Origin of the sequence: Sphingomonas sp. J344 (assembly GCF_024700005.1) — a bacterium.
Taxonomy (GTDB): Bacteria; Pseudomonadota; Alphaproteobacteria; order Sphingomonadales; family Sphingomonadaceae; genus Sphingomonas.
The window spans coordinates 1258133-1277389 of the sequence record NZ_JAJONB010000001.1 but is presented as its reverse complement, the minus strand read 5'-3'; the positions used below and the strand labels follow the sequence as shown (position 1 = coordinate 1277389).

General features: G+C 66.1%; 16 protein-coding genes and 3 pseudogenes. 6 read left to right on the top strand and 13 right to left on the bottom strand.

Features of this window, described 5'->3' with window-relative positions:
- Nucleotides 1-10: 10 nt before the first annotated feature.
- Nucleotides 11-1354: an ammonium transporter gene (locus LRS12_RS06460; protein ID WP_257843846.1), complete on the top strand. Its 1344-nt coding sequence runs from the start codon at nucleotides 11-13 to the stop codon at nucleotides 1352-1354.
- 93 nt (nucleotides 1355-1447) lie between these two features.
- On the opposite strand, the pseudogene LRS12_RS06455 reads toward LRS12_RS06460, so the two are convergent.
- The 6 genes and pseudogenes from LRS12_RS06455 to LRS12_RS06430 form a co-directional block, all read right to left on the bottom strand.
- Nucleotides 1448-3017 (bottom strand): annotated as a pseudogene (locus tag LRS12_RS06455) (GMC family oxidoreductase).
- A gap of 17 nt (nucleotides 3018-3034) precedes the next feature.
- Nucleotides 3035-3913 (bottom strand): annotated as a pseudogene (locus LRS12_RS06450) (sterol desaturase family protein); the annotation flags it as partial.
- 53 nt (nucleotides 3914-3966) lie between these two features.
- Nucleotides 3967-4362, bottom strand: coding sequence for a hypothetical protein (locus LRS12_RS06445; RefSeq protein ID WP_257843845.1), 396 nt, complete (start codon nucleotides 4360-4362; stop codon nucleotides 3967-3969).
- Nucleotides 4363-4366: 4 nt separating this feature from the next.
- Nucleotides 4367-4792, bottom strand: a complete 426-nt coding sequence (locus LRS12_RS06440; protein ID WP_257843843.1) for a TIGR01244 family sulfur transferase — start codon at nucleotides 4790-4792, stop codon at nucleotides 4367-4369.
- A gap of 1 nt (nucleotide 4793) precedes the next feature.
- Nucleotides 4794-6575: a DNA helicase RecQ gene (gene recQ, locus LRS12_RS06435; RefSeq protein ID WP_257843841.1), complete on the bottom strand. Its 1782-nt coding sequence runs from the start codon at nucleotides 6573-6575 to the stop codon at nucleotides 4794-4796.
- The gene (locus tag LRS12_RS06430; protein ID WP_257843840.1) at nucleotides 6572-7462 is read right to left on the bottom strand and encodes a hypothetical protein; all 891 of its coding nucleotides are present in this window, start codon (nucleotides 7460-7462) and stop codon (nucleotides 6572-6574) included. The genes recQ and LRS12_RS06430 overlap by 4 nt, the downstream gene beginning before the upstream one ends.
- A 65-nt stretch (nucleotides 7463-7527) precedes the next feature.
- Here LRS12_RS06430 and LRS12_RS06425 point away from each other — a divergent pair, with 65 nt between their 5' ends.
- Nucleotides 7528-7818, top strand: coding sequence for a GNAT family N-acetyltransferase (locus LRS12_RS06425; RefSeq protein WP_257843839.1), 291 nt, complete (start codon nucleotides 7528-7530; stop codon nucleotides 7816-7818).
- On the opposite strand, the pseudogene LRS12_RS06420 reads toward LRS12_RS06425, so the two are convergent.
- The 3 genes and pseudogenes from LRS12_RS06420 to LRS12_RS06410 all read right to left on the bottom strand — a co-directional run bounded on the left by LRS12_RS06420 (nucleotide 7815) and on the right by LRS12_RS06410 (nucleotide 11803).
- Nucleotides 7815-8905: pseudogene (locus tag LRS12_RS06420) on the bottom strand (ATP phosphoribosyltransferase regulatory subunit). The gene LRS12_RS06425 and the pseudogene LRS12_RS06420 sit on opposite strands and share 4 nt — an antisense overlap.
- A 19-nt stretch (nucleotides 8906-8924) precedes the next feature.
- Nucleotides 8925-10502 (bottom strand): phosphoglycerate dehydrogenase, encoded by a 1578-nt coding sequence (gene serA / locus LRS12_RS06415; RefSeq protein ID WP_257843838.1) that lies wholly within the window; start codon nucleotides 10500-10502, stop codon nucleotides 8925-8927.
- Between the two features lie 140 nt (nucleotides 10503-10642).
- The gene (locus LRS12_RS06410) at nucleotides 10643-11803 is read right to left on the bottom strand and encodes a phosphoserine transaminase (protein ID WP_257843837.1); all 1161 of its coding nucleotides are present in this window, start codon (nucleotides 11801-11803) and stop codon (nucleotides 10643-10645) included.
- 168 nt (nucleotides 11804-11971) lie between these two features.
- Between LRS12_RS06410 and LRS12_RS06405 the strand changes: the two genes are divergently transcribed.
- Complete coding sequence (locus LRS12_RS06405) at nucleotides 11972-12661, top strand: extensin family protein (RefSeq protein ID WP_257843836.1); 690 nt, start codon at nucleotides 11972-11974, stop codon at nucleotides 12659-12661.
- 46 nt (nucleotides 12662-12707) lie between these two features.
- The gene (locus LRS12_RS06400; protein WP_257843835.1) at nucleotides 12708-13574 is read left to right on the top strand and encodes an LOG family protein; all 867 of its coding nucleotides are present in this window, start codon (nucleotides 12708-12710) and stop codon (nucleotides 13572-13574) included.
- A 55-nt stretch (nucleotides 13575-13629) separates the two neighbouring features.
- Here the strand turns inward: LRS12_RS06400 and LRS12_RS06395 are convergent, their stop codons facing one another.
- On the bottom strand, nucleotides 13630-14292 hold the full coding sequence (locus tag LRS12_RS06395) for a cytochrome c family protein (protein ID WP_257843834.1): 663 nt from the start codon (nucleotides 14290-14292) through the stop codon (nucleotides 13630-13632).
- A 109-nt stretch (nucleotides 14293-14401) separates the two neighbouring features.
- On the opposite strand from LRS12_RS06395, the gene LRS12_RS06390 reads away from it, so the two are divergent.
- Entirely contained in the window at nucleotides 14402-15295 is an 894-nt protein-coding gene (locus LRS12_RS06390; RefSeq protein WP_257843833.1) for a prephenate dehydratase, read from the top strand.
- Nucleotides 15296-15388: 93 nt separating this feature from the next.
- Here LRS12_RS06390 and LRS12_RS06385 read toward each other — a convergent pair whose 3' ends face one another.
- The 3 genes from LRS12_RS06385 to LRS12_RS06375 all read right to left on the bottom strand — a co-directional run bounded on the left by LRS12_RS06385 (nucleotide 15389) and on the right by LRS12_RS06375 (nucleotide 18648).
- Nucleotides 15389-16963: a peptide chain release factor 3 gene (locus LRS12_RS06385; protein WP_257843832.1), complete on the bottom strand. Its 1575-nt coding sequence runs from the start codon at nucleotides 16961-16963 to the stop codon at nucleotides 15389-15391.
- A gap of 41 nt (nucleotides 16964-17004) precedes the next feature.
- Nucleotides 17005-17826 (bottom strand): EcsC family protein, encoded by an 822-nt coding sequence (locus tag LRS12_RS06380; RefSeq protein WP_257843831.1) that lies wholly within the window; start codon nucleotides 17824-17826, stop codon nucleotides 17005-17007.
- A gap of 84 nt (nucleotides 17827-17910) precedes the next feature.
- On the bottom strand, nucleotides 17911-18648 hold the full coding sequence (locus LRS12_RS06375; protein ID WP_257843830.1) for an SDR family NAD(P)-dependent oxidoreductase: 738 nt from the start codon (nucleotides 18646-18648) through the stop codon (nucleotides 17911-17913).
- A gap of 80 nt (nucleotides 18649-18728) precedes the next feature.
- Here LRS12_RS06375 and LRS12_RS06370 point away from each other — a divergent pair, with 80 nt between their 5' ends.
- Nucleotides 18729-19256, top strand: coding sequence for a hypothetical protein (locus LRS12_RS06370; protein ID WP_257843829.1), 528 nt, complete (start codon nucleotides 18729-18731; stop codon nucleotides 19254-19256).
- Nucleotide 19257: the final 1 nt, after the last annotated feature.

Below are 19257 nucleotides of genomic sequence, written 5' to 3'. Positions count from 1 at the left end.
GGGGGTAACGATGAAAACTGCACTCAAACTGGCTGCAGGCGCGGGCGTCGCGCTGTTCGCGGCCCTGCCCGCCTGGGCTCAGGACGCGGCTGCTGCTGCCGCGCCGACTCCCGACAAGGGCGACACCGCGTGGATGATGACCGCGACCGTGCTCGTCATGGCGATGATCGTCCCCGGCCTCGCATTGTTCTATGGCGGCCTGGTCCGTACCAAGAACATGGCATCGGTGCTGACCCAGGTGCTGGCGGTCGCGGCGTTCGCGATGCTGCTGTGGGTGATGTACGGCTATGCGCTGTCGTTCGGCGGTGACGCCAACCAGTTCATCTCGACCGGCAAATTCCTGCTCGCCGGGGTGACCGCCGACTCAACCGTCGCGACCTTCACCGACGGTGTCGTCATTCCCGAATTCGTGTTCATCGCGTTCCAGATGACCTTCTCCGCGATCACCGTCGCGCTGGTCATCGGCGGCCTGGTCGAGCGCATGAAGTTCAGTGCGCTGATGATCTTCGCCGCGATCTGGCTGACGATCGTCTATTATCCGATCGCGCACATGGTCTGGTATCTGGGCGGTACCGATGAAGCGACCGGCCTGATCTTTGGCTGGGGCGCGCTCGATTTCGCGGGCGGCACCGTGGTTCACATCAACGCCGGTGTTTCGGCGCTGGTCGGTGCGATCATCCTGGGCAAGCGCAAGGGCTATCCGACCGAGCGCATGGCACCGCACTCGCTGACCATGACGCTGATCGGTACGGGCCTGCTGTGGGTGGGCTGGTTCGGCTTCAACGCCGGCTCGGCGCTCGAAGCCAATGGTTCGGCGGGCCTCGCGCTCATCAACACCTTCGTCGCGACCGCGGCTGGCATCCTGTTCTGGATGCTGACCGAGCGGGTGCTGGGTCACAAGGCTTCGCTGCTGGGCGCATGCTCGGGTGCGATTGCCGGTCTGGTCGCTGTAACGCCGGCTGCGGGCAACTCCGGCCCGTTCGGTGCGATCCTGCTCGGTGCGATTGCCGGTGTGGTCTGCGCGATCTTCGTCATCGCGATCAAGCCGAAGCTGAAGATCGACGAATCGCTCGACGCATTTGGCATCCACGCTCTCGGTGGCATCGTCGGTTCGGTCCTGACCGCCGTGACCATGCTGCCGGTGCTCGGTGGCCCGGGCGCGGAAGACTATGAACTGGGCGCTCAGCTTTGGATCCAGATCAAGTCGGTCGGCGTGGCCGTGGCGTGGGCAGCGATCGGTTCGGCCATCGCCTTCACCATTGCCAAGGCACTCACCGGCCTGCGCGTCAGCCCCGAAGTCGAGCAGGAAGGTCTCGACCTCGGCGAGCATGGCGAGCGCGCCTACAACTACTGACGCAATTGGGGTCGCACCCGCAGCGGTGCGGCCCCTCACGATGTTCCTCCTGCGGACGACTGGGCCGGCTCTCTCCTGAGCCGGCCCGTTTTTTTATGTAAGGTCGGCCCGGACGAAATCGGCGCAGCGTTCGCCGATCATAATGCTCGGCGCGTTGGTGTTGCCGCCGATCAGGCGCGGCATGATCGAGGCGTCGGCGACGTACAGCCCCTCGACCCCGCGTACCCGCAGCTGCGGGTCGCACACCGCGCCATTGTCTGACCCCATTCGCGCGGTGCCGACCGGATGATAGATGGTGTCGGCGCGCGCGCGGATCAGCCGCTCCAACGTGGCATCGTCGTCGAACGGGTAGCGGTCCTTGCCTCCGAGCGCGGCCAGCGGCTGCTGCTCGAGGATGCGGTACATCATGTGCGTCCCCTTCATCAGCAGTTCCAGGTCGCGCGGATCGGACAGGAATTGCGGATCGATCAGCGGCGCGGTGCGCGGATCGGGCGACTTCAGCCGCACCGTTCCCCGACTCTCCGGGCGCAGGACACAGGCGTGGCAGCTATAGCCGTGCGCCTTGACCTTGGCCCGTCCATGGTCCTCGACGATCGCGATCAGGAAGTGGAGCTGTATGTCGGGCACTTCCAGCGCCGGATCGCTCCTCAGGAATGCCGCACCCTCGGCATAGGGTGACGTCATCATGCCGCTGCGGCTGCGGAACCAGCGCCACATGCCGCCGAGCCCCGCCAGCGAACCGCGCAGCGAGCGGCCGAGAAAATCATATCCCGGCGTCTCGAACGCAGCGACATAATCGAGATGGTCCTGAAGGTTGCCGCCCACCTCGGGCCGGTCGATGCGGACCTGAATCCCCATTTCCTTGAGATGCGCAGCCGGACCGATGCCTGACAGCATGAGCGTTTGCGCGGTACCGAACACGCCGCCCGCCATTACGACGGCGCGGCGCGCGCGGATCATCTTGGTCTGTCCTCCGCGTGAATAGGCGACGCCCCACACGCGCCCTTCCTCGATCAGCACGCGTTCGACGGTGGCTTCGCAGATGATGTTGAGGTTGGGGCGGTCCTTCAGATAGCCGCGCGCGGCGGTCCAGCGCTCGCCGTCCTTCTGCGTCACCTGATAGACGCCGATCCCCTCTTGGCTCGGCCCGTTGAAATCGTCGTTGCGCGGGATCTGCAGCGCCGCGCCCGCTTCGACGAACGCGCGGGTTCCGGGGTGGATGAAACTCTGGTCGCTGACATGGAGCGGGCCTTCGCCGCCATGATAATCGTCCGCGCCGCGCTCATTCGCCTCGCTGCGCTTGAACACGGGGAGCACATCGTTCCAGCCCCAGCCGGGGCAGCCGAGCCGTTCCCAATTGTCATAGTCCCACGGCACGCCGCGGATGTAGAGCATCGCGTTGATCGCGCTCGATCCGCCCAGCCCGCGCCCGCGCGGCTGGTATCCGCGACGACCGTTGAGGCCGGGCTGCGGCACCGTCTCATACGCATAGTTGGTCGCGGGGGTCTGCATCGCGATCCCGCCGGGCATCAACGTGCGGAAGCTGGTGTTGCGCCCCCCGCCTCCAGAACGGCAACCGAGTACTTCCCGTCCTCGCTCAGCCGACCTGCTGCGGCGCTCCCCCGGACCCGGCTCCGATGACGACGATATCGGCTTCTTCCACTGGACCCCCGCCTTTTCCCGCGCCTCCCAGCGCGCCTTGATTATCTCGGATGTATCGCGGCTGCCGTCATGGCTCCAGCCGGGCGGCGCGATCATGTACATGAGGCGGGCGTGCCAGTTCGGGGCAGCCCAGACGTCCTGCGCGATCCCCCACCATTCGTGAAAGGCGGCGCGGACGAGGTTGAAGTCGGGCAGGTTCTTGACGATGCCATAGCGCGGGCGATCCTCATCGCGCTCCGCCTCGAACGTGCCGAACATGCGGTCCCAGATGATGAACACGCCGGCATAATTCTTGTCGAGATAGCGCGGGTTGGTCGCGTGATGGACGCGGTGGTGCGAGGGCGTGTTCATCACCGCCTCGAACCAGCGCGGCATCCGCCCGATCACCTCGGTGTGAATCCAGAATTGGTAGACGAGGTTTACCCCCGCCACGAAGAACACAATCGCCGGCGGAAAGCCGATCAGGAACAGCGGCAGGCGGAAGATGAAGCCGAGGCTGAAGAACCCGGTCCAGGTCTGCCGCAGCGCGGTCGACAGATTATAGTGTTGCGAACTGTGGTGGATGACATGGCTTGCCCAGAACCAGCGGACGCGGTGCGCCGATCGGTGGAAGACATAATAGGCGAGATCGTCGAGCACGAAGGCGACGACGAACCAGTACCAGGCATAGGAGATGTCGAAGAGGCGATATTGGTGCACCCACACCGCCATCGCGAAGACGAAGCCACCCGCCAGCACGCCCGCGATCGTGCTGCCAAACCCCAGCATCAGCGATGTCAGCGTATCGCGCAGGCAATAGCGGCTGCGGTCCTTGATCCGCGCGACCACCATCTCCGCCAGCACGAGCAGGACGAAGGCCGGGACGGCGAGATCGACCGGGTCCGGCAGATTGGGCATTCGCTCTCCTTACACGCGTGTAAATAAGCGTGTCGGATCGACCTTGGCAATGGTTAGCCGAGCGCGTCGGTTAGGGCGTGCGCCGCGTCCGCATCGGCAACAGTGATGCGAAACACTGTGCCCGGTTGCAGCTCCAGCGCGATCTTCAGGCCGTCCGCCTCCGGATGGGTCATCACGACGCGGGCCGACTTGAACCGCGTCGCCCGGTGTCGCGCGCCGAGTGGTTCGATCACCACCAGATCGGCGGTGCCCCCCGCCACCATGGCGCGCGTGCCATCGGTGGCGACGACGCCGACCTTGCCCGAAAAGCCGGATACCAGCGCCTCGGCGAGGCGGATCGCGTCGTCTCCAGTCTGCAGCCGTCGTGCGCCACCCAGCCCGAGCAGCGAGGCAATCCCGGCCAGCGCTAGCACCGCCGCCAGCGATCCGCCGACCAGCCACCAGTTCATGACGTCACGCCTTGCCCGACAGCGCGTCGAGCATCGGACGGAGACCGCTGATGTCGTATCCCGCCTGTGCGGCCTTGCCGATCAGCGTCTCGGGATCGCCACCGCGGCTCGCCTCGGCGAGCGCCCACAGGTTGGTCGAGCGCGTGCCCGATCGGCAATAGGCGAAGACCGGACCATCTGCACCCTCGATCGCCGCGCGCATCGCCTCGACCTGCGGCATCGAGAAGCCGGCATGGGTGACGGGGATGGCGTGGTAGGACAGGCCCAAAGTCTCCGCGACCGCGCGGATCGCGTCGCCCGAGGGCTGGCCAGGCTCTTCCTCGTCGGGGCGGTTGTTGACGATCGCCTTGAACCCCGCGCGCGCGATGTCGGTCACGTCGGCCGGGCTGATCTGCGGGGCCACCGAAATGGTTTCGTCGATCGTGCGCATGTCAGGCGGCCTCTTGGATCACTTGCAGGAAGGTATCGCCATAATCCGCCAGCTTGCGCGCGCCAATGCCCGGAATGCGCGAGAGGTCGGCGAGCGTCGCCGGGCGCGTCGCTGCCATTTCGCGCAACACCGAATCGTGGAAGATGACATAGGGCGGGACCGCCGCCGCCTGCGCCAGCGCGCGGCGCTTGTCGCGCAACGCCTCGAACAGCGGATCGCCGACAGGGTTGGGCGCGCCGGTGCTGCTGCCCTTGCGGCGGCGTTCGCGCTTGGGCGGTATGACCAGGTCGAGGGTGGCTTCGCCCTTCAGGATCGGCCGCGCACCGGGGCCGAACTCAAGTCCTCCATGCGGATTGGTACGCAGCGCGTCGCGTAGCAGTAGAGCGCGACCAACCGGCTTGATCAGCGCAGCTTCATCCCCCTCGACGATGCCCCAGACCGACAGCGCCTCATGCCCGTTCATCAGACTGCGTTCGGTCGACTGGCCGGTCAGCACCTGTTCGATATAGGTCGCGCCGAAACTCTGGCCGGTGCGGAACACGGCGGAGAGATATTTCTGCGCCGTTACGCTGGCGTCGATTGCCTTGGGCGCTTCGAGGCAATTGTCGCAATTGCCGCAGGTCGCGGGCGGTTCCTCGCCGAAATGGCGCAGCAGGATCGCGCGGCGGCATCCGGCGGTCTCGACCAGCGCACCAAGTGCGTTGAGCCGCGCGCGTTCGCCCGGCTGACGCTCGGGTTCGACCTCGCCGATGCGCTGGCGGGCGCGGGCGAAATCATCGGCACCCCAAAAGAGTTGCGCCACCGCCGGGTCCCCATCGCGCCCGGCGCGGCCGGTCTCCTGATAATAGGCCTCGATCGACTTGGGCAGGCCGGCATGGATGACAAAGCGCACATCGGGCTTGTCGATCCCCATGCCGAACGCGACCGTGGCGACGATCACCATGTCCTCGCTCGCGACGAACGCGGCCTGGTTGCGGCGGCGCACGGCGGGGTCGAGCCCGGCATGATAGGGCAGGGTCGGACGCCCGGTCGCGGCGAGCTTCTCTGCCAGCTGCTCCACCGCCTTGCGCGTCTGGGCATAGACGATGCCAGGGCCGCTCTGCGTGGCGATGAAGTCGGCGACCTGACGCGGCACATTGTCGCGCGGCGCGATCTGGTAGCGGATATTGGGCCGGTCGAACCCGGCGACGATCAGCCCGTCCTCGGTGATGCCGAGCTGGCCGAGGATATCGGCGCGGGTGTGCGCATCGGCAGTGGCAGTCAGCGCGAGGCGCGGGACGTCGGGGAATGCATCCATCAACGGGCGAAGCAGGCGATAGTCGGGGCGGAAGTCGTGCCCCCATTCGCTGACGCAATGCGCCTCGTCGATCGCGAACAAGGCGAGCGGGGCGGAGCGGAGCAAGTCACGGAAGCCGCTGCCCGATGCGCGCTCGGGCGCAACATAGAGCAGGTCGAGCTCACCGTTGCGGAATCGTTCGACCGTTTCGGCGCGGTTCTCATCGACGCTGGTCAGCGTCGCGGCGCGGATGCCCACTGCCTCGGCGGCGCGCAGCTGATCGTGCATCAATGCGATCAGCGGGGAGATGACGACGCAGGTGCCGTCGAGCATCGTCGCGGGCAGCTGATAGGTCAGCGACTTGCCCGCACCGGTCGGCATCACCGCCAGCGTGCGTTGCCCGGCGAGGACGCGAACGACCACCTGCCGCTGGACGCCGCGAAAGTCTGGAAAGCCGAAAAGCGTGTGCAATACGTCTTGGGGATTCAGCGGGCGCGGGTCACTCATGCGGCGGGGATATAGCCAGTCTCCGCGAGGAATGCGCGCAGTCCGGTTGGATAATCGGGATATTCGACCAGCTGGCCCTCCGGGCAGTCGCCATCCTCGCTGCGATCGACCCTGCATCGGTCCGGCCAGATCGCGGTTTCCTTGCGATGTTCGGCGAGGATCACCGGCCACACCGCGTCGAGCTGGCCCAGCCGCGCGGCGCTCGCGGCCCATGCGGCACAGGCGCCATTGGGATAATCTTCGCCGATGCACGCTTTGCGCGCGCGCACTGCGGCCATCGCGAAAACCTTGGCGAAGCGGGGTTCGGCCGACACGTCGCGCACTGCCCCATCGACAATGTTCAGCACCTTTGGCGGTGCCACGCTCGCGGCATAGCTTTCGAAGGCGTAGAGGAAGCGGTCGTCGCTCACCACGAAATCACGAACCCCGTCACCATCGACGTCCCTTGGCCAGCCGATCTCCGCCCCGTCATAGCCACCGAGCTCGACGATCTTCAGCCCGTTCGCGCTCCGCACGATCACGCGCAGTTGCTGGCAGCAATGCATCCCGCCGGTATAAGTCTGGAGGAACGCGACGACGGGCCCGCCCTTGTCGAGCGGCCCCAGCATCAGCGTGGCGGCCAGCGGCAGATCGTCGAGCGTCACCGACCTGCCGTCTGCGGTACTGAGCACGAGCCTCGGCTCTAGCTGCTCCTCCTCGCATTCGTCGCCCAGCGGTGCGCACTGAACGCGGTCGAAGGTCGCGGTCAGGTCGCCATGGCGAAACGCCTTGCGCCCGTCGCCCATCGACCATTGAACTGCTTCGCCCGCGCGCACCTGCCGCGCCGGCGAAGCCGCACCGCCGAGCATCAATGCCACCAAGATCAGCGTGAAAAGCCGCATCTTCAAGCGATTGTCCTCCGTTCCCGGATCGCTACCATCGCCCCCGATGCACGGCAATCGGGAGGCGGGTGATGGATTCTGACGAAATTCGCGACAATGCGGAACGGAACCGGTTCGAACTGATCGTGGACGGCCATCTGGCGCGCGCCGAATATGTGATCGACGGCGATATCATCACCTTCACCCACACCATCGTCCCGCCTGCGCTGGAAGGACGGGGAATTGCCAGCCGGTTGATCCTGCACGCGCTGACCGCCGCGCGCGACCGTGGGCTGCGGGTGATCGCGCAGTGCCCGTTCGTCGCCGCCTATATCCGCAAGCACCCCCAATGGGCGGAGCTGCTCGCCGAGCCGCTGGATTAGAGGCGGCAGGGCTCGCCGTTGTTGAGGACATGGGTGCAGAGCTGGGCTGCTGCACTGTCCTGGGCATCGAGCGCGGCGACCGCGACCCAGCCCTCGCTCCGCCAATGCGCCGCCGTCGCCGCATCGGTGCCGAACGGCAGGAACAAGCGCCTCCGCTCCGCCGGGGCCAGCCCTGCGTCTAGCAAGGGATCGGCATAGAGCGAGAAGCCGACGGCGGGTTCCTCACCCTGCGCGCCGATCACCGAATAGCTGCCGCCACGCCCGATTTCGCCGCGCACGCCGCGCGCGAACAGCGAGAATCCGATCCAGCTCTGATATTCGAAGCCATGCCGTTCGGTCGGGTCGAGCGTGAGCGCGGCCTTGCCCGCCACCGCCTGGGCGACCGCCTCCAGCCCGTCGAGCCGGCTGGACAGCGCCCCTCCGGTGTCGTGCGCGCGCAGCCGGGCAACCGCCGCGTCGAACGGCCCCGCCGCCTCGATCAGGGGCAAGAATGCCGGGTCGATCGCCGCGACCGAAGCGGCGTCCTTGGCGTCGAGCGCGGCGCGCAGGGCTGTGAGCTGGTCGGGCGCCATTTCGGGGGCAAGCTGTTCGACCAAATCGGGCAGGGTGAAGTCGATCGCGAGGCCGGGAACGCCCGCCGCCTCCAGCGCCGCTACCGCGACGCTGACGATCTCGCGCACCGCAGCGATGCTGTCGCGCCCGATCAGCTCGCAGCCGATCTGGCGCATCGCGCGCTCGGGCCGCAGCTCGCTGGCGCGCAGCTTGAGCACCTGCCCAGCATAGGACAGGCGGACGGGACGCGGATGGTGCGCCATGCGCGTCGCGGCGATGCGGCCGATCTGCGCGGTGATGTCGGGGCGGATCGCCAGCGTGCGGCGCGACACCGGATCGGTGAAGCGCACCGCATCCTTGCCGCTCCCTGCCTTCAGCCGTGCCCCAAGCGATTCCTCGAACTCGGCAAGCGGGGGATCGACCCGCTCATAGCCATGCAGCCGCGCAACATCGAGCACGCGCGATTCGAGCGCCGCCGCCGATCGGCAAGCGGGGGCAGGCGGTCGTGGAATCCTTCGGGAAGTAGTCCGTTCATGCCCGCCCCCATAAGCGCGTCAGAACTTGAGCGCCATGGCGGTCTTGACGCCCGGCAGCGCGCGAACCTGCGCTACCAGTTCCGCCGTAACCGCCTCGTCCACCGAGAGCAGCAGCACCGCTTCGCCACCGGCATCGCGGCGGCCGAGGTGGAAGGTGCCGATATTGACCCCGGCATCGCCCAGCGCGGTGCCGATCCGGCCGATAAAGCCGGGGGCGTCGGCGTTGACGACATAGAGCATGTGCCCGGCGAGATCGGCCTCGACCTTGATCCCGAACAGCTCGACCAGCCGCGGCTCGCGGTTGTTGAACAATGTGCCCGCGACCGAGCGTTCACCGGCATCGGTCTTGACCGACACGCGGATCAGCGTGTGGTAATCGCCTTCCTTCTCGGTCTTGACCTCACGCACCTCGATCCCGCGCTCCTTGGCGAGGAAGGGGGCGTTGACCATGTTGACCGTGTCGGTCTGGGTGCGCAGGAACCCGGCGAGCACCGCGCTGACGATCGGCTTCTGGTTGACCTCGGTCGCCGCCCCCTCGCTATGCACCGACACGCGCGGGATATCGCCATGGGTGAGCTGGCCGACGAGCGAGCCCAGCTTTTCGGCCAGCGCCATGTACGGCTTGACCCGCGGCGCTTCCTCGGCGGTCAGGCTCGGCACGTTGAGCGCGTTGGTGACGCCGCCATTGACGAGGTAATCGGCCATCTGCTCGGCGACCTGGATCGCGACATTGACCTGCGCCTCGTTGGTCGACGCGCCCAGATGTGGGGTGGCGACGAAGTTGGGGGTGCCGAACAGCGCGTGTTCCTTGGCCGGTTCGGTCACGAACACGTCGAGCGCCGCGCCCGCGACATGGCCGCTGTCGAGCAGCTCCTTGAGCGCCGCCTCGTCGATCAGCCCGCCGCGCGCGCAGTTGATGATGCGCACGCCCTTCTTGGTCTTGAGCAGGTTTTCCTTGGACAGGATGTTGCGCGTCTGGTCGGTCAGCGGCGTGTGCAGCGTGATGAAGTCGGCGCGGGCGAGCAATGTGTCGAGCTCGACCTTTTCCACGCCCATTTCCACCGCACGCTCAGGGCTGAGGAACGGGTCGAATGCGACCACCTTCATGCGGAGGCCATGCGCGCGATCCGCGACGATCGACCCGATATTGCCCGCACCGATCAGACCCAGCGTCTTGCCGGTCACCTCGACGCCCATGAAGCCGTTCTTGGGCCAGGTTCCCGCCTGGGTCTGGGCGTTCGCCTCGGGCAGCTGGCGCGCGAGCGCGAACATCAGCGCGATGGCGTGTTCGGCGGTGGTGATCGAATTGCCGAACGGGGTGTTCATCACCACCACGCCCTTCGAGGACGCATAGGGGATGTCGACATTGTCGACGCCGATGCCGGCGCGGCCGATGACCTTCAGATTAGTCGCGGCGTCGATGATCTCCTTGGTCGCCTTGGTCGAGCTACGGATGGCGAGGCCATCATATTGGCCGATGATCGCCTTCAGCTCCTCCGGCGTCTTGCCGGTGATCTCGTCCACCTCGACCCCGCGCTCGCGGAAGATCTGGGCGGCCTTGGGGTCCATTTTGTCGCTGATCAGTACCTTGGGCATTGTTATCTCCCTCTCCCCTTCAGGGGAGAGGGCCGGGAGAGGGGCAGTGTCTCGTCCGGCCCTGTCAATTGAAATGGAATGTTCGAGAGGGACTGCCCCTCTCCCAACCCTCTCCCCTGAAGGGGAGAGGGCTATAGAGGTCAGCCCGCCTTGGCGGTGGCGTAGGCCCAGTCGAGCCAGGGGCCGAGCGCCTCGATATCGGCGGTGTCCACGGTCGCGCCGCACCAGATGCGCAGCCCCGCCGGAGCGTCGCGGTATCCGGCGACGTCATAGGCGGCGTCCTCGGCTTCGAGCAGCGACGCGAACTTCTTGATGAAGGCTTCGTCTGCCCCTTCGACCGTCAGGCACACGCTGGTGGTCGATCGGACCGCTTCGTCCGCAGCCAGATTGCCGAGCCAGTCGCGTTCCGCGACCAGCTTCTGCAATGCGGCGGCATTGGCGTCGCTGCGCGCGATCAGGCCTTCAAGCCCGCCGAGACCCTTGGCCCATTCGAGCGCAAAGATCGCGTCCTCGACCGCCAGCATCGACGGCGTATTGATCGTCTCGCCCTTGAACAAGCCCTCGGTCAGCTTGCCCTTGGCCATCAGGCGGAACACCTTGGGCAGCGGCCAGGCGGGGGTGTAGCTTTCCAGCCGTTCCACCGCGCGCGGGCCGAGGATCAGGACGCCATGGCCGCCTTCGCCGCCCAGCACCTTTTGCCAGCTGAAGGTCGCGACATCGATCTTGTCCCACGGCAGGTCGTAGGCGAACACCGCGCTGGTCGAATCGGCGAAGGTCAGCCCTTCGCGGTCGTCGGGGATCCAGTCGCCATCGGGTACGCGCACGCCGCTGGTGGTGCCGTTCCAGGTGAACAGCACGTCGTCGGCGAAATCGACCTGAGTCAGGTCGGGCAGCTGGCCATAATCGGCGCGGACGATCGTCGGATCGAGCTTGAGCTGCTTGACCGCGTCGGTGACCCAGCCTTCGCCGAACGATTCCCAGGCGAGCGTCGTGACGCCCCGCGCACCAAGCATCGTCCACATCGCCATCTCGAACGCGCCGGTGTCGGAACCGGGGACGATGCCGATGCGGTGCGTGTCGGGCAGGCGCAGCATCTCGCGCATCAGGTCGATGCAGTATTGGAGACGGGTCTTGCCGAGCTTCGAGCGGTGCGAGCGACCGAGAACCTCGGTCGCGAGCTTGGCGGCATCCCAGCCCGGAGGCTTGGCGCAGGGACCCGAAGAGAAATGGGGGCGAGCCGGCTTCGTGGCGGGCTTGGCGATGGACGCAGTTCCGGCGTCGGCGGCAACAAACTCAGTCATGTCAGTCTCTCCTCGCAGAGAGCACGCGCGGCGTTGGGACCGCGTGGCCCGTCGGCGGCCCTAACGATGGGGGGCGGTAAGTCAAGCAAAGAGCGGTATCGGGTGAAACGGGTGGAATCCGGGTGGGGCGGATAAGCGCGGGTTAACCACAATGGGTTACAGGGGGGCATGGTCATGCGCGCAATCCTGACCCTGTGCTTTCCCCTGTTGCTCGCCGGATGCGTGTTCGGCGGTGACGACGACCGTGCAGCGCCGTCGCGCGCGCCGGTGCGCCCGGACCCGCGCGGCCCGGTGACGCTCGACATTCCGACCAGCCGCGAGACGCAGCAATGCTATGCCGATCTGTCGCGCGCAGAGGTGCGGTTCAGTCCGCTGCCCGACCGCGACTATGGTGGCGGATGCATGGTGATCGGCGCGGTGCAGCTGATCGATGTCGGGATCCCGGTGTCGGGGCTGAAGGCAATGCGTTGCCCGCTGGCGCGCAATTTCATTGCCTGGATGCGCCACGCGGCGGTCCCGGCGGCGCGCGAGATATTGAATGGCGAGCTGGTGCGGGTCGAAACCTATGGCACCTACTCCTGCCGGGGGATCGTCGGTGGGAGTGCCGCGTCGTCGCTCAAGGTTTCCGAACATGGGCTTGGCAATGCGATCGATGTCGCCGCCTTTGTCTTGCGTGATGGACGCAAGATCAGCGTGCTGGGCGATTGGAGCGGCGGGACGGCGGAGGAGCGCGAGTTCCTGCGCGTCGTGCACCGTTCGGCGTGTCGCCGCTTCACCACGGTGCTGGGCCCCGACTATAACAGCGCGCACGCAAACCATTTCCATTTCGACCTCGGCGGCAAGCCGTTCTGCCGCTGACGCTCGGCGCTTTGCGTCCGAAGCGAAACCGGCTAGTCCCGTCGCAATGACAGACAAGAAAGTGCCGTCGCGCGTCTTTGCCCGCGCGAGCCAGGATGCGGAGACCGCGCGGACCGCCGTCTCCACCCCCCAGACCGAACACCCGGCCTATCGCCTCGCCTTTCAGGACATGGACTTCCTGTTGCGTGAGGATCTGCGTCCCGTGCGGTTCCAGCTCGAGCTGTTGAAGCCCAGCCTGTTGATGGACGAGGCGAACATCGCGTCACTGTTCGTCATCTACGGATCGGCGCGGATTCCCGAGCCGGCCAAGGCGCAGGCGCTGCTCGACCTGGCGACCGATGACCAGTCGCGGCGAATCGCCGAGCGGTTGATCGAGAAGTCGAAATATTACGATGTCGCGCGCGAACTGGCGGGACTCGCCAGCTGCTACCCGCTCGACGAGAATGGCGACCGCCATTTCGTCGTCACCTCGGGCGGCGGGCCTTCGATCATGGAGGCGGCGAATCGCGGCGCGACCGAAAAGGGCTGCGAGTCGGTCGGGCTCAATATCGTGCTGCCGCATGAGCAGGCACCGAATGAGTATGTGACCCCGTCACTGAGCTTCCAGTTCCACTATTTCGCGCTGCGCAAGATGCACTTCCTGCTCCGCGCGCGAGCGGTCGCGGTGTTCCCCGGCGGGTTCGGGACGTTCGACGAATCGTTCGAGTTGCTGACGCTGATCCAGACCGGGAAGATCGCTCCGATCCCGGTGCTGTTCTACGGCAAGGATTTCTGGACCCGCGTTGTCAATTTCGAGGCGCTGGTCGAGGAGGGTGTAATCAGTCCTCGCGACCTTGGCCTGTTCCACTTCTGCGAAACCGCCGAGGAGGGATGGGAGATCGTCCAGAAATTCTGGGAGGACCGGGAGGAGTAAGAAAAAGGGCGGCCCGTTGAGGCCGCCCTTTTCGCGTTCCAGTCCCGAGGCCGAATTATTCCTTCTTCGCGGCTTCCGCGGCTGCGGCGGGATCGACCGAGGGTGCGCCAGAAGCCGGAGTGCCGGCATTGCCCAGTTCGGTCGGTGTCACTTCGTTGCCAGCTTCTGTCTCACCCTCGGCCGGAGCCGCTTCGGGGGCTGGCAAAGGCAGGTTCGAGCCCTGCGCGTTCATATAGGCGATCACGTTCGCGCGTTCCTGCGGATCGGACAGGCCGGCAAAGGTCATCTTGGTGCCGGCGGCATATTTGCGCGGGCTGGCGAGCCATGCGTCCATCGCCTCGAACGTCCAGTTGCCCGGAACCGCCTTGAGCGCGTCGGAATAGGCGAATCCGGCGACATGGCCGTGCGGCTTGCCCATCGACGCCCACAGATTCGGCCCCACGCCATTCGCACCGCCCTGGGTGATCGAATGACATGCCGCGCATTTGGCGAACGATGCCTGACCCTTGGCGACATCGGCCTTGGCCAGGCGGTTGGCGATCGGCTCGACCGCAGCGGCACCGCTGCCGCCCTCCGGGCCGTCCGCGCTCTCGACCGGATAGCCTTCCTTCTCGGGCTTTCCACCATGATAGATCATGCCGCTGGCGATCGAGAGGCCGAGGGCAGAGGCACAGCCGAACAGGACCCAGCCTGCGATCGTGTTCATGCGATTGTCCATGTGCGCCCGTTCTGCCCCGTGTTGATCTTGGCCGGGTTCTTTAGTGTGGCCTTTTGATCCCCGCAACCCGGGCTTGCCGCAAGTTGATCGCGCGGTTACGCGCGCGCCGATGGACAATTTCGCCGCCCCCGCCCGCCCGATCGTCGAACGGATGACGCAGGCCGCTCTGGCCGAGCCCAAACGCGCGGTCGCGTTCCAGGGCGCGCCGGGCGCAAATTCGCACATGGCTGCGCTGGAGGCCTTCCCGACCGGGCTGCCGCTCCCCTGCTTCAGCTTTGAGGATGCGATCGACGCGGTGCGCGACGGGCGCGCCGATTGCGCGATGATCCCGATCGAAAATTCGCTGCACGGGCGGGTCGCCGACATCCATTTCCTGCTGCCCGAATCGGGCCTGGTCATCATCGGCGAGCATTTCCTGCCGATCCGCTACGCGCTGATGGGACTGGGCGCGCGCGCCGGGGTGCGTCAGGCGATGAGCCATCCGCAGGCGCTGGGCCAGTGCCGCCACTGGCTGAAGGCTCAGGGGATCGCACCGCTCTCCTACCCCGATACCGCCGGGGCGGCGGCGGTGGTGGCGGAGGAGGGCGATCCCGCCGTGGCCGCGCTCGCCCCGCCGGGCGCTGCGCCGCTCTATGGTCTGACGATCTTCGACAACGACGTCGCCGACGCCGATCACAACATGACCCGTTTCGTGATGCTCTCGCGCAGTGCGCCGCCGCTGCGCGATCACGGGCCGTACATGACCACGTTCGTGTTCGAGGTGAAGAACGTGCCCGCCGCGCTGTACAAGGCGCTGGGCGGCTTCGCGACCAATGGGGTAAACATGACCAAGCTGGAAAGCTACCAGCGCGGCGGCAGCTTCGCGGCGACGGAATTCTATGCCGACATCGTGGGTCGTCCCGGCGACGCCGCAGTCGATCGCGCGCTGGAGGAACTCAAGTTCCACACCAAGTCGATGCGTGTGCTTGGCACCTATCCGCAGGCGCGCGCGCGTCCGGAGTGACGTAAACTTGTGTTCCTGCGAAAGCAGGAACCCAGAGCTACAGGCGATTCGGGTTGAAACTCTGGTGTCCTGCTTTCGCAGGGGCGCAAATCCCTACCGCTCGCGTGTCGCCATGAACTTCACTTTGGAATAGCGGTCGGCGATATAGCCGACTTCCCACGCCGATTTGGCGAGGAACACCGGGTTGCCGTCGCGGTCCTTGGCCATTGCGGTGCGGTTGAGGTCCATGAATTCCTTCACATCGCCCGCCTCGCCGCCGACCCAGCGCGCCGTGTCGAACGGTGCCGGCTCAAGGTTTGCGCCGACCTTATATTCGGCATCGAGGCGACTGAGTAGCACTTCGAGCTGAAGCTGGCCGACCACGCCGATGATCCAGTTCGAGCCGATATCCGGGTAAAAGACCTGGATCACGCCCTCTTCGGACAGGTCGTCGAGCGCCTTGCGCAGCTGCTTGGTCTTGGTCGGATCCTTCAGCACCACGCGGCGCAGGATTTCCGGCGCGAAATTGGGCAGGCCGGTAAAGCGCACCGCCGCCTTTTCGCTCAGCGTATCGCCGACGCGCAGCGTGCCGTGGTTGGGAATCCCGATGATGTCGCCCGGAAACGCCTCGTCCGCCAGTTCGCGCTGCTGGGCGAAGAACATGATCGGCGAATGGATCGCGATCGGCTTGCCGTGCCCGCTCGGAGTCAGTTTCATGCCGCGCTTGAAGGTGCCCGACACCAGCCGCATGAACGCGATTCGGTCGCGGTGGTTGGGATCCATGTTCGCCTGCACCTTGAACACGAATCCGGTGACTTCGGGATTGTCCGGCGCGACTGGCGCGGGTTCGGCGGGCAAAGCGTGCGGGGGCGGGGCATGGGCCGCGAGCGCGTCGATCAGCGAATCGACCCCGAATTCCTTGAGCGCTGACCCGAAATAGACCGGGGTCAGATCGCCATTGCGATAGGCGTCGCCATCGAACGTCGCATAGCCCGCCAGCCCCAGCTCGGCTTCCTCGCGAACCTTGGCGAGCGTCTGCGCCGAGATCAGCGTGTCGAGCTGGGGGTCGTCGAGGCCACTGGTCTGCACCACCTTGCCCTGAAATTCGCGGCTGTCTCCCTCGGGAAGCAGCAGGCGATGGTCGACCAGGTCGTAAATCCCCTCGAACTGGCCGCCCATGCCGACCGGCCAGGTCATCGGCGCGACGTCGAGCGCGAGCAGGTCGGCGATCTCGTCGAGGATCTCGAACATCTCACGGCCCTCGCGGTCGACCTTGTTGACGAAGGTGATGATCGGCACGTTGCGCAGCCGGCACACTTCGAACAGCTTGCGTGTCTGGCTTTCGATGCCCTTGGCGGCGTCGATCACCATCACCGCCGAATCGACCGCAGTCAGCGTGCGATAGGTATCCTCGCTGAAATCCTCGTGCCCCGGCGTGTCGAGCAGATTGAAGGTGATGCCGTCGCGCTCGAACGTCATCACCGATGAGGTGACCGAAATCCCGCGCTGCTGTTCGATCTTCATCCAGTCCGACCGTGCGCGTCGCGCCTGGCCGCGTGCCTTCACTTCGCCGGCAAGATGGATCGCGCCGCCGAACAGCAGCAGCTTTTCGGTCAGCGTGGTCTTGCCGGCGTCAGGGTGGGAGATGATCGCGAAGGTGCGACGATCGGGAATCACATTTTCGGGCATCGCGGCCCTCTAGCGGCAAGTGGCGCGTGAATCGAGGGGTCTCACCCCCGCCGCTTCTTGGATCGCCGCCGCGCGCGCTCCATCATCACGATCCGCTCAAAGCACGCCATCACCTCCTCTCGCGGGTGGCGGCGCTCGATCCGGCGCAGGCGGAAATGGACGTGCGCCATCTTCTGATAGTAGCGGGTGAAGACGGTGTTGATCGCCGCCCCGGTCGCGGCGCTGACCACCGGGGCGGCGCGTGCGGCGATCGTCTGGCCCATCGTCCGCCCCAGCCGTGGCACCACCGCGCCGATCACGCCCGACACCGATTGATGGCTGAGCGCGATGCGTCCGGCCCACAGCCCGGTATCGGTCGCGTCGTCGTCGCTGAGCGGGCCGCCCAGGCCGAACACCGCGATACACTGCGCGCGCACCTCCGGATCGTCGATATCCTCGCCATAATGCGCCGCGATCTGCTGGATAGATCGCAGGATCAGCGTGGTGGTAACCGCAAGGTCGGCCAGCGTGGTGCCGACCCCGCCCAACCCGCCGATCGCGCCGGTGAACCCGGCGGCGAAGCGGTGAAACCCCTCGCTATTCTTCACCGGCCGCGTGTCGCCGGGCGCGCGACGGTTGGACTTGTTGGTGCGGAACGCGAAAGCATAGCTCTGGCGCAGCGCCAGATCGAGCATCCCCTGCAGCTTGGCCTCCCAGTCGTCGGGGAGCCACTCGATGATGGAATCGGCCTGTTTCCCCGCCTGTTTGGCGAGGTTCATCAGCACGCTGCCCGCGTCCTCATGGAATTCGGCGATGGCGAGCAGCTCGACGAGATCGTCCTCGCCGAACGCAGCGCATGCATTGCCGGGATCGATCGACTCCATCACCTGCCCCCCGGCGGACAGGCTATTGGTTAACGCCGCGATGGCAAGGGGCGCGACGCGGCCGATCCCGTCGCGGGACTCGTCCTACGCCTCGCGATGCACCGCAAAGCCGGCGAAATCCTGGTTCACCGGCATCAGTTCGAGCCGGTTGATGTTGAGGTGCGGCGGCAGGGTCGCGACCCAGAGCAGGGTTTCGGCGATGTCCTCGGCGGTCATTGGATGGACGCCCGCATAGAGCCGGTCGGACGCAGTCTTGTCGCCGCCGGTGCGCACGGTCATGAACTCGGTCTCGACCATCCCCGGCTCGATCGAGGTCACACGGACCCCGGTGCCGTGCAGATCGGCACGCAGCGCGAGGCTGAAATGATTCACGAACGCCTTGGTCCCGGCATAGACATTGCCGGCCGGATAGACATAGCTGCCCGCGACCGAGCCGAGATTGATGATCGCGCCGCGCCGTTCGATCAGCATCGGCAGCAACTTGTGGGTGATCGACATCATCGCAGTGACGTTGGTGTCGACCATCGTCTTCCAGTTATCGAGATCGGCCTGCTGCGCCTTCTCAAGGCCCCGGGCGAGCCCCGCATTGTTGATCAGCAGATCGATGTCGGCAAACGGTTCGGGCAGCGATGCCAGCGCGGCATCCCGCGCAGCCTCGTCGCGAATGTCGAATTCGAGCGTGTGGACGCCGTCGCTCTTCAGCGCCGCCAGCCGGTCCGCCCGGCGACCCGTCGCAACGACATGCCAGCCAGAATCGGCAAAGGCATGCACCGCCGCTTCGCCGATCCCTGCTGTCGCGCCGGTGATGAGTACGGTTGGCATGGTCCGGGTCCTTTCGCTGGAGACCCACGCCCTATGGTCATTCGTCCGACACGCTGCAATGATCGCCCACCGAGAGCATCATGGAATCGCTGAAAATCATCCTCTTCGCGATCTTGGCGGCGGTCGTTTACGGTATCCTGCACGATCAGGTGACCGCGCATGTGTGCGTCGAGTATTTCACGATCGGGCATCCACCGGTCTTTGCCACGGACTCACCGTTTCTTCTCGCGATCGGCTGGGGCGTCATCGCAACTTGGTGGGTCGGCCTGATCCTCGGGATCCTGCTTGCGTTGGCTGCGCGAGTGGGCCGTGCTCCAAAGCTCAGAGTCAATGACGTGCGCGCCGGGATCGTCCGGCTCATGCTGGTAAGCGCTGGCGGGGCAGCGGTCGGCGGCATAGTCGGGGCGCTACTCGCCGCGCAGGGTGCCATTTGGCTCGTCGGCGAGATGGCGGCCCGTGTTCCGGAAGACCGCCACGTCGCCTTTCTAACCGTCGGCTTCGCGCATAGCGCTAGCTATGCAATCGGGATACTGGGCGGCCTGTTCCTGGCCGCATGGACGTGGCGCAGACGGCGGCGCGCCACCGCTACCCGACCGCTAGCCGGGTAGC

Bases quoted from the DNA above. Each gene is read 5' to 3' on its own strand.
- serA (WP_257843838.1), bottom strand. From the start codon at position 10,502: ATGCCCAAGGTACTGATCAGCGACAAAATGGACCCCAAGGCCGCCCAG.
- LRS12_RS06410 (WP_257843837.1), bottom strand. From the start codon at position 11,803: ATGACTGAGTTTGTTGCCGCCGACGCCGGAACTGCGTCCATCGCCAAG.
- LRS12_RS06385 (WP_257843832.1), bottom strand. From the start codon at position 16,963: ATGCCCGAAAATGTGATTCCCGATCGTCGCACCTTCGCGATCATCTCC.
- LRS12_RS06390 (WP_257843833.1), top strand. From the start codon at position 14,402: ATGGACAATTTCGCCGCCCCCGCCCGCCCGATCGTCGAACGGATGACG.
- LRS12_RS06425 (WP_257843839.1), top strand. From the start codon at position 7,528: ATGGATTCTGACGAAATTCGCGACAATGCGGAACGGAACCGGTTCGAA.
- LRS12_RS06400 (WP_257843835.1), top strand. From the start codon at position 12,708: ATGACAGACAAGAAAGTGCCGTCGCGCGTCTTTGCCCGCGCGAGCCAG.
- LRS12_RS06370 (WP_257843829.1), top strand. From the start codon at position 18,729: ATGGAATCGCTGAAAATCATCCTCTTCGCGATCTTGGCGGCGGTCGTT.
- LRS12_RS06440 (WP_257843843.1), bottom strand. From the start codon at position 4,792: ATGCGCACGATCGACGAAACCATTTCGGTGGCCCCGCAGATCAGCCCG.
- LRS12_RS06395 (WP_257843834.1), bottom strand. From the start codon at position 14,292: ATGGACAATCGCATGAACACGATCGCAGGCTGGGTCCTGTTCGGCTGT.
- LRS12_RS06445 (WP_257843845.1), bottom strand. From the start codon at position 4,362: ATGAACTGGTGGCTGGTCGGCGGATCGCTGGCGGCGGTGCTAGCGCTG.
- LRS12_RS06375 (WP_257843830.1), bottom strand. From the start codon at position 18,648: ATGCCAACCGTACTCATCACCGGCGCGACAGCAGGGATCGGCGAAGCG.
- LRS12_RS06460 (WP_257843846.1), top strand. From the start codon at position 11: ATGAAAACTGCACTCAAACTGGCTGCAGGCGCGGGCGTCGCGCTGTTC.
- LRS12_RS06405 (WP_257843836.1), top strand. From the start codon at position 11,972: ATGGTCATGCGCGCAATCCTGACCCTGTGCTTTCCCCTGTTGCTCGCC.
- recQ (WP_257843841.1), bottom strand. From the start codon at position 6,575: ATGAGTGACCCGCGCCCGCTGAATCCCCAAGACGTATTGCACACGCTT.
- LRS12_RS06380 (WP_257843831.1), bottom strand. From the start codon at position 17,826: ATGGAGTCGATCGATCCCGGCAATGCATGCGCTGCGTTCGGCGAGGAC.